The sequence below is a fragment of the Caldisericia bacterium genome (assembly GCA_021158845.1).
In the GTDB taxonomy this organism is placed as follows: domain Bacteria; phylum Caldisericota; class Caldisericia; order B22-G15; family B22-G15; genus B22-G15.
Window position 1 is genome coordinate 17,360 of sequence record JAGGSY010000086.1, and the last position, 12,645, is coordinate 30,004.

At 35.9% G+C, this 12,645-nt stretch carries 15 protein-coding genes; 9 read left to right on the top strand and 6 right to left on the bottom strand.

The annotated features are described in order from the left end of the window. Window positions 1–33: 33 nt before the first annotated feature. From J7J33_03340 to J7J33_03365, 6 genes are read right to left on the bottom strand one after another with little or no spacing between them, the layout of a single operon-like run. Window positions 34–921, bottom strand: coding sequence for an AEC family transporter (locus J7J33_03340; GenBank protein ID MCD6168324.1), 888 nt, complete (start codon window positions 919–921; stop codon window positions 34–36). Beyond that, window positions 911–1,426 carry a CbiX/SirB N-terminal domain-containing protein gene (locus J7J33_03345; protein ID MCD6168325.1) on the bottom strand — a complete coding sequence of 172 codons (516 nt, stop codon included), beginning with the start codon at window positions 1,424–1,426 and terminating at the stop codon, window positions 911–913. Before J7J33_03345 ends, J7J33_03340 begins: the two co-directional genes overlap by 11 nt. After that, the gene (locus J7J33_03350; GenBank protein ID MCD6168326.1) at window positions 1,423–1,821 is read right to left on the bottom strand and encodes a YjbQ family protein; all 399 of its coding nucleotides are present in this window, start codon (window positions 1,819–1,821) and stop codon (window positions 1,423–1,425) included. Before J7J33_03350 ends, J7J33_03345 begins: the two co-directional genes overlap by 4 nt. After that, window positions 1,781–3,076 carry an HD domain-containing protein gene (locus tag J7J33_03355; protein ID MCD6168327.1) on the bottom strand — a complete coding sequence of 432 codons (1,296 nt, stop codon included), beginning with the start codon at window positions 3,074–3,076 and terminating at the stop codon, window positions 1,781–1,783. Before J7J33_03355 ends, J7J33_03350 begins: the two co-directional genes overlap by 41 nt. Beyond that, on the bottom strand, window positions 3,069–4,088 hold the full coding sequence (locus J7J33_03360; GenBank protein MCD6168328.1) for an alcohol dehydrogenase catalytic domain-containing protein: 1,020 nt from the start codon (window positions 4,086–4,088) through the stop codon (window positions 3,069–3,071). Before J7J33_03360 ends, J7J33_03355 begins: the two co-directional genes overlap by 8 nt. Further along, window positions 4,085–4,690 carry a glycerol-3-phosphate acyltransferase gene (locus tag J7J33_03365; protein ID MCD6168329.1) on the bottom strand — a complete coding sequence of 202 codons (606 nt, stop codon included), beginning with the start codon at window positions 4,688–4,690 and terminating at the stop codon, window positions 4,085–4,087. Before J7J33_03365 ends, J7J33_03360 begins: the two co-directional genes overlap by 4 nt. A 103-nt stretch (window positions 4,691–4,793) precedes the next feature. On the opposite strand from J7J33_03365, the gene groES reads away from it, so the two are divergent. The 9 genes from groES to J7J33_03410 all read left to right on the top strand — a co-directional run. Next, on the top strand, window positions 4,794–5,081 hold the full coding sequence (groES, locus tag J7J33_03370; GenBank protein MCD6168330.1) for a co-chaperone GroES: 288 nt from the start codon (window positions 4,794–4,796) through the stop codon (window positions 5,079–5,081). A gap of 16 nt (window positions 5,082–5,097) precedes the next feature. Continuing rightward, window positions 5,098–6,714, top strand: coding sequence for a chaperonin GroEL (groL, locus tag J7J33_03375; protein ID MCD6168331.1), 1,617 nt, complete (start codon window positions 5,098–5,100; stop codon window positions 6,712–6,714). A 91-nt stretch (window positions 6,715–6,805) separates the two neighbouring features. Continuing rightward, window positions 6,806–7,174, top strand: coding sequence for a hypothetical protein (locus J7J33_03380; GenBank protein MCD6168332.1), 369 nt, complete (start codon window positions 6,806–6,808; stop codon window positions 7,172–7,174). A 1-nt stretch (window position 7,175) separates the two neighbouring features. Further along, window positions 7,176–8,390: a cation:proton antiporter gene (locus J7J33_03385; GenBank protein ID MCD6168333.1), complete on the top strand. Its 1,215-nt coding sequence runs from the start codon at window positions 7,176–7,178 to the stop codon at window positions 8,388–8,390. After that, window positions 8,390–8,950, top strand: coding sequence for a YIP1 family protein (locus J7J33_03390; protein ID MCD6168334.1), 561 nt, complete (start codon window positions 8,390–8,392; stop codon window positions 8,948–8,950). Before J7J33_03385 ends, J7J33_03390 begins: the two co-directional genes overlap by 1 nt. A gap of 8 nt (window positions 8,951–8,958) precedes the next feature. Next, window positions 8,959–9,603, top strand: a complete 645-nt coding sequence (locus J7J33_03395; GenBank protein MCD6168335.1) for a class II aldolase/adducin family protein — start codon at window positions 8,959–8,961, stop codon at window positions 9,601–9,603. Between the two features lie 36 nt (window positions 9,604–9,639). After that, window positions 9,640–10,554 carry a DNA methylase gene (locus tag J7J33_03400; protein ID MCD6168336.1) on the top strand — a complete coding sequence of 305 codons (915 nt, stop codon included), beginning with the start codon at window positions 9,640–9,642 and terminating at the stop codon, window positions 10,552–10,554. Beyond that, entirely contained in the window at window positions 10,547–11,449 is a 903-nt protein-coding gene (locus tag J7J33_03405; GenBank protein MCD6168337.1) for a hypothetical protein, read from the top strand. The genes J7J33_03400 and J7J33_03405 overlap by 8 nt, the downstream gene beginning before the upstream one ends. After that, window positions 11,433–12,645, top strand: a 1,213-nt coding sequence (locus J7J33_03410; GenBank protein ID MCD6168338.1) for an amidohydrolase, incomplete at its 3' end; no start/stop codon positions are given. The genes J7J33_03405 and J7J33_03410, both read left to right, overlap by 17 nt.

Here is a 12,645-nt window from a genome sequence, read left to right on the forward strand (position 1 = left end):
TATCTTTACAGGAAAAATTATAACATAAGGTTATTATAGAAGTATATTGCTAAGCAATGTTAATGTTAAAGGGGAGAGTAATGTTGTTAAGGTAACCCCTTTGGTAAGTAGTTTCTTATCAAGCCCTATCTCTGCTCCAAAGATGGTTGATGCCATCATTGTTGGCATCATTCCCTGAAGAAGGGATGGTTTAAGTATAAAGGGTTCCAATCTTAGAACAGAGGATATGAGGAGTATTATAAAAGGGAAAATCAAAAGTTTAAATACACTCACAGGTAAAAGATACTTTATCTCCTTTGGTTTAATGTTGAGTTCAAGGTTTATGCCAAGGTAAAGCATTACAAGAGGACTTATAGTATATTTTAGAAGGATGAGGGGCTCCATGATTAAACTCGGTATTGTAAAATTCCTCAAAATTAATCCTATTATAAAGGCAAAAAATGGTGGTGATATAAAGAATTTTTTAATTCCCCCTCTATCTCCTCCTCCAATGTGGGCAAGTACGGGAAGGAGAAATATTAGAAAGAAGTAGAAGTTTATTTGATCAAAGAGTATTCCATAAGGCAAGGAAGTGTTTCCTAAAACATGTTCTATGAGAGGATAACCCAGAAAAGCAGTATTACCCATAACTCCAGAGAGTATAATTGATGCTCTCATTTTTTTATCTTTTGTTAAAAGGAGTCCTGTAATAAATAAAAGGAAAAACTGAACTATCATAGCCAGAGGAACCATGATAAAAAGTAGAAAAAATTTCCCTTCAAATTTTGATGAGGTTAGAGAGACAAATATGAGAGCTGGCAAAGATATGTTGAATATGATTTTCTTGAGAAGCTCTCCATCCTTTTCAGTAAAAAACTTAATCCGCTTTAGAATAAATCCGAGCAGTATTATTATTAAAAAGGATACTATTTTATTTATCATTATCAAACCGCTCTATCTGTTTTATAATAAAATCTGCAATCTCCTCTTCTGGGTATGGCCATGCATATATGATCTCTGCTTCTGGATGTAAAATCTTAGAAAATTCAAGTCTCTCTTTTATTTCAATTTCACATACTCTATCACCTGGAATGATCATAACTGGAGCCACTATTATCCTTTTACATCCATTTTTCACCGCTCTGTCAATTGCTTCAGTTATTGATGGAGAACAATAATCATAAAATCCAAAATAGATTGAAGTTCCTGCATTTCTCATAATATGAGAAATTACATCAAAAAATCCTTCCCAGTACTCATCGTTTCTGTTGTTTCTCTTCCATTTTCTTAACGATTCATTAAGTTCTTCGAATCTGTCTGACTCCTCTTTGGATAGAATTTCACCACCTATGATTTTCGCCTTTAGACTAAAATACTCTCCAAGTTCTTTTCTTGGGAAATCTGTAGGAATATCTCCCCTTCCTATGATCACATAACACTTCTTCATCCCCCCACCACCTTGACAAAGACCTTCCTTGTTCTCGGCCCATCAAATTCAAGAAAGAATATGCCCTGCCATGTTCCGAGAAGGATCTCTCCATCTTCAATGATTATCTCCCTTGAAGAACCAATTATAGATGACTTTATGTGTGAATCGGCGTTACCTTCAAGGTGGGTATAATCTCCGTGGTGTGGAATAAGTTTTGAGAGTGTTGAAAGAACATCCCTCATAACAGAGGGATCTGCATTCTCATTTATTGTAATTGCGGCAGTGGTGTGTGGAACAAAAACAACACAGATTCCATCTCTCACCCCTGACCCTCTAACAACACTCCTTACCTCTTCTGTAATATCCATAGCTTCAATCCTTCTTGTCGTTCTTACCGATATAGTTTTTAACATTTTCCTCTTCCTCCTTTAATATCTCTATGGCAGCCCTACCAACATCCTCTCTCCAATACCTCCCCAAAAATTTTTTAATCTCCTCAATTATTTCTCTCCTTGTTTTTCTTTCGGCATAAGGTCTTCCAGCTATCATAGACTCTATAGTGTCAGAAATTGCAATTATTTGAGATTCAACAGGAATCTCCTCCCCTGTTAATCCAAGGGGATAACCTGAACCATCAAGCCTTTCATGATGAAATCTTGCCCATAGCGCTATATTTTTGAAGGAATTCACCTGGGATATAATCTTGTAACTCCAGTCTGGATGTTTCTTTATCTCTTCATACTCATAGGGGGTAAGGGACCCTGCCTTTCTAAGTATTGTCTCGCTTATGGCTATCTTTCCTATATCGTGAAGAAGTGAAGCTATCTTTATTTTTTTTATTTTTTCATCGGTAAAATTCATCTTCTCTGCTATTTTTTTGGCATAGTATGCAACTCCAATACTATGACCTTTGGTAAATGGATCCTTTGCCTCAAGTGCTGATACAAATACATTCAGGAACTCATCTGTGAATCTTTCAATATCTCTTCTCTTTGCATACTCTGTGAGGAATGTATGGAGTATATGAACAATCATCTCAATCATTGGATAAAATTCTTCTACCTTTTCCTTACTTACAGGTTCCTTAAATTTTATGTATATCTGTGTTTTAGCCCCTATATCCTTTGTTTCCCATATCACCCTTGCTATATCAAACTTAACACTAAGTTCAAGATTATCTAATATGGATTTTAGATTTTCACAGTGAAAATCTCTTCCAAAAGAGCCCTCATACTTCTCGTTGTTGTATGTAAAACAGATTTTACAACCTTCAAAATTTGCCATTAGAGAAAGTTCTTTGGAAAGCATGGGGAGTAGCTTGTTAATGGAGATGTTGAGGGTAAATACATCTAAAAGTTCAGGCAATTGTCTCAGTATCGCCATTGTCTTTTTAAGGTTTGTATTTTCACTTTCAACCGTGCATATCATGTTAACAATATTCAAGAATTTGTTAACAGTCAATTTATCTATTGGAGAAAATTCATTTTCTCTATTTAGTATAATTTCAGCTTCTCCATCTCTTCTGAGTACTTTTTTAGCCTCTTCTTTTAAAGATCCAAGCTCAATAAATTTCCCGCATTTATTCAAACTTATGTAGTTCAACCTTAAAAGTTTCTTAATTACATAGAGAAGGTCTGTTAGTTCAAAGTCCAGAAGATTATCATCCATTCTCGATCATCTCCTTGTATGGAGTGACGATTATTTTAAAATGCTCCTTTTTGTTCGTCTCAAGCTCTATAAAACCCTCTTCCTCAATATCATCAAGAAGAATCTTTTTTGTTATAATCCTGCTTAAATCAATCTCTCCATTCGAAATTATAGACACAGCTTTCTCAAAATCTGGTGGAGTGTAGAGGTACGATGTAGATATTGAGAGTTCTCTGGTTAAAGCATCAAGGATGTTTAATGTTATTGGAATATAATGAATTCCAAAAATTACAACTTTTCCACCTGGATCAACATACTTTATGGAAGCTTTTATCGGATCTGAAGATTGGATTGCTTCAATACTTGCCCCAGCAACCTCAAAAACTGTGTCAAACTTCTCACTTTCACTCTCAAGGATTCTAAATCCCATCTCTTTAGCCATCTCTCTCCTTTCTTCAATAACCTCAAGAACAGTTACATCTCCTCCCATATTTCTTAAAAACTGCGCCATAATGTATCCAACTGTTCCAAAACCAATTACAAGAAACTTCTCTCCAACCCCCATTAAAGAAGCATGGATAATAGCTGCCATAGGTTCTGCAAAGACAAGGAGTTCTGGATTTATATCTTTTGGAGCTTTGTAAACATTTCTTCTATTTAAAACAATCTCTTCTCTAAATCCACCATCATGGGTGATACCTAAATACCCCCCATTTAAACAAAGATTCTCTCTTCCATTGATACAGTACTTACATTTTCCACAATAGATAAGAGGAGAGACGAAGACAAGATCACCAACCTCAAGATCGTTGATATTCTCTCCAACCTCAACTATCTCTCCACCAAACTCATGTCCTGGAATTATAGGTCTATTCTTTGGATAGAGGATGGGACCCCTTACAAATTCTATAAGATCAGTGGTGCATATTCCACACCAGAGGATCTTTACCCTTACCTCATCCTTTCCTACATCCTTCCTTTCATCTTCCTCTACTCTTATGTCTCTTCTTCTATAGTATCTTAAAACCTTCATATCCTTCTCTCTTTAATCCATTTTACAATACTTCTTCCGTGCCTCAAGACTTGGATGAGAATCAGAAATGCAAGAAATACAAATGTGTATAGATTCTCTCGAAAGACAATAATAAGAATAAAACCCACAAAGTACGATACTGCACCTGCTCCTACAAGAGGTGTTAAACCTGGAACGACCCCTTTTTTTCTTATCTTGCCATATAAAAAGAGAGCAAGGAACACAAAAGCCACAATCAATGTTTCAACTGGAATAATAGAAAAAGCAGCTCCGAGACTTGTGGATAAACCTCCGCCTCCCCTAAACTTAAGAAATATGGACCAGTTATGTCCCACAACTGGAAGAATGGCACAGAGAATTACAATAATTGGATGAAGATTTAACTTCATGGCAAGGAATGGAGGAATAAATCCCTTTGAAAAATCCAGGATAAATGTTGTTATTCCCCAGAATGGAGAAACCTCACGGAACACATTTGCAGCTCCTGGATTCCTACTTCCAACCTCTCTTATATCTATACCCTTTACAAGCTTTCCAATTATATAGGCAAAGGGGATAGAGCCTATAAAGTAAGATGAGACAATTAAAACAATGTATTTCATGGATATAATTATAGTATCCCCTTGACAAACATGCAATGGTTTGTATAATTTAATTTGAAATTAGCACTCACAATCTTTAAGTGCTAAAAAAGGAGGTGAAGGTATGAAGCTTAAACCAATTGGTGACAAGATTGTTGTTGAACCCGAGAAGGAAGAGGAAGTTACAAAATCTGGCATTGTTTTACCTGATACTGCCAAGGAAAAACCTCAGAAGGGAAAAGTCATAGCTGTTGGACCAGGCAAGGTTCTTGATAATGGTGAGAGAAGCCCAATGGAGGTCAAAGAGGGGGACACGGTAATTTATTCAAAATATGCTGGAACTGAGGTAAAGATTGATGATAAAGAGTATCTAATTCTCTCTCAGAGGGATATTTTAGCCATTGTTGAATAAATAAGGAGGTGAGAAGATGGCAGCAAAAAACATAATTTTTGATGAAGATGCAAGAAAGAAACTCCTTGATGGTGTTGATAAAGTTGCAGATACAGTTAAAGTAACTCTCGGACCAACAGCAAGACATGTTGTCCTTGAGAGGAAATTTGGTTCTCCTGTAGTTTCAGATGATGGTGTATCCATTGCCAAAGAGATTGAGCTTAAGGACCCGTTTGAGAATCTTGGTGCACAACTCTTGAAGGAGGTTGCATCAAAAACCAACGATGTTGCCGGAGATGGAACAACTACTGCGACAGTTCTTGCCCAATCAATGGTTCATCAGGGACTTAAGCTTGTATCTGCTGGTGCAAATCCTGTAATGCTTAAGAAGGGAATGGATGAGGCGGTAAATAAAGTTGTAGATTATATAAAGAGCACAGCAAAGAAGGTTGATGACAAGAAAACAATTGCAGAGGTAGCAACAGTCTCTTCAAAGGATGAGAGAATAGGAGAGGCTATAGCCAATGCAATGGAGAAGGTTGGAAAAGATGGAGTTATCACAGTAGAAGAGTGGCAGGGATTAGACATAAAGGTGGAGGTTGTTGAGGGAATGCAGTTTGATAGAGGATATATCTCTCCATACTTTATAACAGATGCTGAGAGAATGGAAGTGGAGCTCAAGGAGCCATACATAGTTATTACAGATAAAAAGATCTCGTCTATTCAGGAATTCCTTCCATTACTTGAAAAGATTGTTCAGACAGGAAAACCATTCCTTGTAATTGCAGAGGATGTTGAGGGTGAAGCACTTGCAACCCTTGTTGTAAACAAGGTAAGGGGAACATTCCAGTGTTGTGCAGTTAAGGCACCAGGTTTTGGTGATAGAAGAAAAGAGATGCTCAGAGACATTGCCATATTAACTGGTGGTCAGGTTATCTCTCAGGATCTTGGTATAAAGTTTGAAAATGTTACCCTTGATATGCTTGGAAGGGCAGACAAGGTGAAGGTTGACAAAGAGAATACAACCATTGTTGGAGGAAAGGGAGATAAGAAAGACATTGAAGCAAGAATTGCTCAGATAAAGAAGCAGATCGAGGAGACAAAATCAGATTATGATAGAGAAAAACTTCAGGAGAGACTTGCAAAACTCTCAGGTGGTGTTGCCATAATAAGGGTTGGAGCAGCAACAGAGACAGAGATGAAGGAGAGGAAACATAGAGTTGAGGATGCTGTTTCTGCTACAAAGGCAGCTGTAGAGGAAGGAGTTGTTCCTGGTGGTGGAGTAGTTTATGTAAATGCTCAAAAGGTTCTTGATTCCGTAAAGAATGATAACACAGACTACATGGCAGGAGTGAACATTGTGAGGAAAGCTCTTGAGGAGCCAATGAGACTCATTGCAGATAATGCAGGAGAGAAGGGTGTAATGATAGTAGAGAAGATCAAAGAGGCAGAGGATGGAGTTGGATTTAATGCCATGACTCATAAGATAGAGGATCTTACTAAAGCAGGAATTATTGATCCTGCAAAGGTTACAAGGTCTGCTCTCCAGAATGCGGAATCAATTGCATCTCTCCTTCTAACAACTGAGGCAGCAGTTGCTGAAATTCCAGAGAAGGAGAAACCTCAAACTCCACCAATGCCCCCAGAGTATTAATAGATAATTAGGTGAAATTTTAAGCCCCTGAACATTCAGGGGCTTTTTTCTTTTACAAAGTAGTTATATAATTTCACTGAAAGGAGGTAATATGTATCTACTTGTTGTGGTATTAAACCATGAGACTCATGTTAGAGAGATTCTGGAAAGATTTATAGAGGTAGATGTGAGAGGAGCCACTGTAATTGAGACTCAAGGTATGGGAAGACTATTAAGTGAGGAAGTTCCAATTTTTACAACTTTCAGAAAGATCATTTCAGGAGCACAGCAGAGAGTAAATAACTTTACAATCTTTTCAGTTATAAGGACAGAAAAAACTTTAAGGGATGCCATTGATGTAGTTTTTGATGTTGTTGGAAATATTGATAAACCAGGGGTAGGTATAATGTTTGTTTTGCCGGTACTTCATATGTATGGTCTTGCCAACCCCATAACAAAGAATCAGATGGGAGAAAAATAGTATGGATGTAGTACTTAACTCGGGTATTATAATTCTTGCAGGAGTTCTTGCTGCATGGCTTCTTAGTAAATTAAAACTTCCAAAGGTTTTAAGCTATATAGTTGTTGGTGCGTTTCTTGGTAGAAGTGTGGCAAACATCGTTTCCCCTTCCATAGTGAGATGGGAGGAGATAATTAGTGTTGTTGCTTTAGGATTTATAGCGTTTCTGATTGGTGATACATTCAGGTGGAAAAACATAGTTGAGATAGGAACAAGAGGTATAATTGTATCTCTACTTGAATCAACACTTACAGCGGTAATAGTCGGAGGAGGCTTTCTAATCCTTACAACCACTGGGATTTTATATGTAAAGCATCCAGTCCCAATTTCTCTTCTTCTTGGCGCATGTGCTGCAGCGACAGCTCCTGCAGCCACATTTATGGTGGTAAGAGAGTATAGGGCAAAAGGAACTTTAACAAACTATCTTCTCATGGCAGTTACCTTTGATGATGCTGTTGGAATTATCCTCTTTGATATATCAGTTGTTATTGTGAGAGTTCTTCTAAAGGGTGGAGGATTAAGTATCGGAGAGGCAGTTTTTGCTCCTATTAAAGAGATAACACTTTCCCTTGTCATAGGTGCAGCAATGGGATTTCTACTCACATTTTTAGAAAGGTTTACGAAAACTAAAGAGAATTCCCTTATCCTTGCAATTTCCTTTGTCCTTATAACTGGTGGACTTTCAAGACAGTTCCATCTTTCCCCCCTTCTATCAAATATGGCTCTTGGCGCTATCTTCGCAAACTTTAGTATCAACGCAGGGAATATTTTTAGTGAGGTAGAAAACTGGATTTCCCCCATCCTTCTCTTCTTCTTTGTTCTTTCAGGTTCAGATCTTGATGTAAGCCTTCTTCCAAAGCTTGGGCTTATGGGAATTGGATATGTTGTCTTGAGGAGTTTAGGTAAAATATTTGGCTCAAGGATAGGAGCATTCTTTGCAGGTGCACCAAAGAAGGTTCAGAAGTATCTTGGTTTTGCAATGCTTCCTCAGGCAGGAGTTGCCATTGGTTTTGCCGTATTTATAAAGAATCTCTTTCCAGAACTTTCATATATAACAACAATAGTCCTTTCAACTGTTGTTCTCTTTGAAATAATAGGACCACTTGGTGCGAAGTATGCCATATTTGGTGCAGGAGAAGTTAAGACACATCAGCAGGTTGCAAAGGAGCATGCATAGTGGATATACTGTTTCTCTTCGTTAATCCGAAAAAGTTCTTTGAGGAGAGAAAAGAAAAAAATTACCTTTGGTTTATAGTTCCTATTTACATAGTTCTTTTTATTTTACTCTACTTTTCTGCAAGAAATCTCTTTGGTTCCTCTCGGGAAGTAAACATTGGTATTCTCATACAGATAATATTTAACCTTGTATTTTTCTTATTCCTCTCTCTTTTTATTAAGGTCTTTATAAAAATCTTTGGCGTTGAAAGAAAACTATTTAAATCCATAGAGGATGGATTATTAATCTCTCTTCCATCATTTACTCTCTTTGTTATCCTGTTTTATTTTCTTCAGCATAAGTTTCTCTCCCTCTCCTATCCTTTAATCTACTTCTTCACATTTCAGAAGTATGCAACTACCCTATCAAAGATACTTTTCTTCTTTTATTTCCCTCCAAGAGCCCTTCTCTTTGTATATACATTAATTGGAATTAGGTATATGTACAATCTAAACTGGAAAAAATCCCTTCTTCTTAGTATTATCATATATTCTATATTCTTTTTAACCTATATTCTGTGAGGCTAAGGATGAACTACAAAAAGGAAAGAGAAGAATTTATGAGAGTTGTGAATAAAATTTTAGAATACAGATTGACAGTTGGGACATGGGGAAATTTGAGTATGAAAGTGGAGGATGATAAATTTCTGATAACACCCTCTGCAATGGAATATGAGGATATGAAAGGAGAAGATCTTGTTGTTATGGATCTTGAAGGAAACATAATTTCTGGTAAGAAACCCTCCACTGAGAAATTTTTACATATGGAGATATATAAAAGTAGAAAGGATGTGCGTGGTATTCTTCATATTCATGCCGTGTATTCAGGTGTATTCTCTGTAGTTGGAATCCCAATTCCTCCTTTAACAGAGGACATGGCACAAGGAATAGGTGGAGAAGTGGAGGTTACAGATTATGTTCCACCTGGAACTAAGGAACTTGCCCTTGAGGTTGTAAGTCGCCTTAAAGACAAACAAGCTGTTATAATAAGAAATCATGGACTTGTAACCGTTGGAGATACGCTAAAAGAAGCTTTTAAGGTTGCAACACTTGTTGAGAGGGGAGCAGAAATTTTTATTCTCTCTCACTTAATTGGAGAACCAAAGATTTTATCCCATGAAGAAGTTAAAAAATTAAGAGAATTCTATAAGAATAGATATATTAAAAGAAGATGAGGATTTATAATGAAAGGTGAGAAAAAATATAAAGAAATGAAAGAGATAACTCAGGAAGATTATTTGGAATTCCTTAAAGTTAGAGAGAAGGTTGTAATAGAGGATGTGGAGATAAAATTTCAGAAAAATTGGGATATTAAATCTTTTGGTCCTCCCGAGGATTACACCCTTGAACGAACAACTGTATGGAGTTTCCCCGACCGTGGAAATTGGGCTACTCACAAAGGTAATTACCGTGGAAATTGGTCACCATATATCCCTAGAAATCTTATTCTAAAATACACTGAAAAAGGGGATTGGATTCTTGATCAGATGATGGGAAGTGGCACAACATTAGTAGAAGCGAAATTGTTGGAAAGAAATGCTATTGGACTGGATATAAATCTTGATGCTGTGATGGTTACAAAAGATAGACTGAATTTTTCCTATAATCCTCTATTCAAAGAATATAGGGAGCCAATAATAAAAACATATTGGGGAGATGCAAGAAATCTTGATAAAATTAGTGATAATAGCATTGATCTCATCGCTACTCATCCTCCCTATGCGAGCATAATTTCATACACAAAAAAGAAAAAACTCAGTGATGACCTATCACAGCTTCCATTTGAAGAATATCTGAAAGAGATGAGTAAGGTAGCTGAGGAATCTTATAGGGTTTTAAAACCTGGAAAGATCTGTGCAATTCTTATTGGAGATACCAGAAAACACAAACACTACATACCAATTGCTTTTAGGGTTATGCAGGCTTTTTTAAATTCAGGCTTTATTTTAAAAGAAGACATTATTAAGTTACAATGGAACATGAAAGCCACCAGAGAAAGATGGCGTGCTAAAAGATATGAATTTTACCTTATTGCTCATGAACATATTTTTATCTTCAGAAAACCTGAGAGTGAAAAAGAGTATAAAAAGTATAAATTTAGTGTAAAATGGTGGAAGGATGATTAAATTTAAGAAATTGGGCTTCAAAAGTTTTGAAGAGTATGTAAAAAGTTTTTTTGGCACTTTACTACCTTCAAACAAAACTTATGAATACTTTGTGGACTGGAATAAAGTCAGAAAAGTAATAAATAAATATTTAGATGAACTCTCTTTATTAAACTCTTTAACAAAGGTAAAACCTTCTGAAATAGGAAAACATCTACAATCTTTACTAATAAAATACCCACAAATAGTGGAGGTTATCCCCTTTCTTATAGCTGAAAGAGCTAAAAATGGAAAAGTTGATATATTTGATCCCGAATTAGAACAATTTTTAATTTTTGAATTCAAACGATCTAAAGTTAATAAAAATTCAATTCCAAAAATTATAGATTTTTGTATAAAAACAGGGATTGTTGATCTGTTTCATGAAATAAAAGATATACATGATTATTTACTCGGAGTAGAGGTTGGGATTGATACAAATGCACGAAAGAATAGAAGCGGAGATATATTTGAAAAGATGTGTCAAAACAAGGTAAGCAAAATTATAACAAAAGAATATGTCTCGGTAAACAACGATCCTAATTTCTCACTTTATCCAAAAATCACTAAAGGTAAGAGTAAAGGGAAAACTCATGATATAGTTATCTATAAACACAATCAACCAATACTAATAGTGGAGTGCAATTTTTATAATGTTATGGGAAGCAAACCTATTTCTATAGCAGAAAGTTACATAGAGATGTATAGAGTGGCAAAGAAAAGTAATGTATTATTTTTATGGGTGACTGATGGACCTGCTTGGCTCAAAATGAAAGAAGCTTTATTAAGAAGCATGAAGGAGATTGATTGGTTGCTTAATTATAGAATGTTAAACCTCATTATAAAAATATTAAAAGAAGATGAGGATTCTATTTAAGAATGGAAACATTTATGGAGAAAATTTCAAACTTTACAAATTCATGTCTGTAAAAGACGGAGTTTTTGAATATGTTGGTAACCATGAACCCACTGGAATTAATTTTAATAAAGAAGTAGACCTTAAAGGAAATTTTGTCCTTCCTGGATTTTTTGATTCCCACATACACCTTCTCTCCTACTCAAAAACGCTTTTTGAACTAAATCTATCAGGTATCCAGTCAATGGAAGAGGTTAAAAAGGTTTTAAAAAGCTTTAAGCCCAAAGGAGAAGTTATCTATGGTTTTGGATGGGATGATGAGAAGTGGAAGGTAAAGCCAGACAAAAGGATACTTGACGAGATTTTTCCTGATAGATTTGTAATTCTAAAGAGAAGGGATGGTCACTCTCTCTGGGTAAATTCCCTCGTTTTAAAGAAGTTTAACATAGATAAAAATACTCCTGACCCTCATGGCGGAAAGATAGAGAGGGATGAAGAGGGAAATCCCACAGGAGTTTTAAGAGATAGAGCAATGGAACTTGTGAAGTTAAAAGATTCCTTGTATTCTGAAAAGGAGATTATAAATGAAGGCATAAAAAAACTTCACTCTCTTGGTATAACCTCTATTTGCAATATGGATGGAGATATACTTCACACTCTTATTGAAGGTAAGTTTAAATTGAGGATCTTTTCTTCCATACCTCTTGAAAAACTTGATTCACTGATTTCTCTTGGTTTAAGAAGTTTCTTTGGAGATGAGTTTTTGAAAATAGGCGGTGTTAAGGTATTTCTTGATGGTTCTCTTGGCTCAAAAACCTGCTTTATGAAGCAGGGGTTTGAAGATGAAAAAAAGAATAGGGGTCTTATCTATTTTGATGAGGAGGAACTTGAAGATATATTTAAGAAGATAGAGGATAACAACCTTGTTCTTTGGGTTCACTCTATAGGAGATATGGCAAATGAGATTATACTCTCTATCTTTGAGAGATTTTGGAAGAAAAGGAATCTTCATCACAGAATTGAACATGCTCAAATCCTCTCAGAATCCCTTATAGAGAAGATAAAAAATATAAAGCCATACCTTTCTGTTCAGCCTTCTCACATCTATCTTGATGTGGAAAAGATAGAAAAGTATCTTGGTAAAAGAGGTAGGTGGACCTATCCCATAAAAAGTTTAATAAATTCTGGCTCTGTTGTCTCTTTTGGTTCTGATGCTC

What these genes read in the sequence shown, in the direction of transcription:
- J7J33_03385 (MCD6168333.1), top strand. Translation starts at nt 7,176, where the DNA reads ATGGATGTAGTACTTAACTCGGGTATTATAATTCTTGCAGGAGTTCTT.
- J7J33_03400 (MCD6168336.1), top strand. Translation starts at nt 9,640, where the DNA reads ATGAAAGAGATAACTCAGGAAGATTATTTGGAATTCCTTAAAGTTAGA.
- J7J33_03405 (MCD6168337.1), top strand. Translation starts at nt 10,547, where the DNA reads ATGATTAAATTTAAGAAATTGGGCTTCAAAAGTTTTGAAGAGTATGTA.
- J7J33_03365 (MCD6168329.1), bottom strand. Translation starts at nt 4,690, where the DNA reads ATGAAATACATTGTTTTAATTGTCTCATCTTACTTTATAGGCTCTATC.
- groL (MCD6168331.1), top strand. Translation starts at nt 5,098, where the DNA reads ATGGCAGCAAAAAACATAATTTTTGATGAAGATGCAAGAAAGAAACTC.
- J7J33_03340 (MCD6168324.1), bottom strand. Translation starts at nt 921, where the DNA reads ATGATAAATAAAATAGTATCCTTTTTAATAATAATACTGCTCGGATTT.
- J7J33_03350 (MCD6168326.1), bottom strand. Translation starts at nt 1,821, where the DNA reads ATGTTAAAAACTATATCGGTAAGAACGACAAGAAGGATTGAAGCTATG.
- J7J33_03380 (MCD6168332.1), top strand. Translation starts at nt 6,806, where the DNA reads ATGTATCTACTTGTTGTGGTATTAAACCATGAGACTCATGTTAGAGAG.
- J7J33_03395 (MCD6168335.1), top strand. Translation starts at nt 8,959, where the DNA reads ATGAACTACAAAAAGGAAAGAGAAGAATTTATGAGAGTTGTGAATAAA.
- groES (MCD6168330.1), top strand. Translation starts at nt 4,794, where the DNA reads ATGAAGCTTAAACCAATTGGTGACAAGATTGTTGTTGAACCCGAGAAG.
- J7J33_03360 (MCD6168328.1), bottom strand. Translation starts at nt 4,088, where the DNA reads ATGAAGGTTTTAAGATACTATAGAAGAAGAGACATAAGAGTAGAGGAA.
- J7J33_03355 (MCD6168327.1), bottom strand. Translation starts at nt 3,076, where the DNA reads ATGGATGATAATCTTCTGGACTTTGAACTAACAGACCTTCTCTATGTA.
- J7J33_03345 (MCD6168325.1), bottom strand. Translation starts at nt 1,426, where the DNA reads ATGAAGAAGTGTTATGTGATCATAGGAAGGGGAGATATTCCTACAGAT.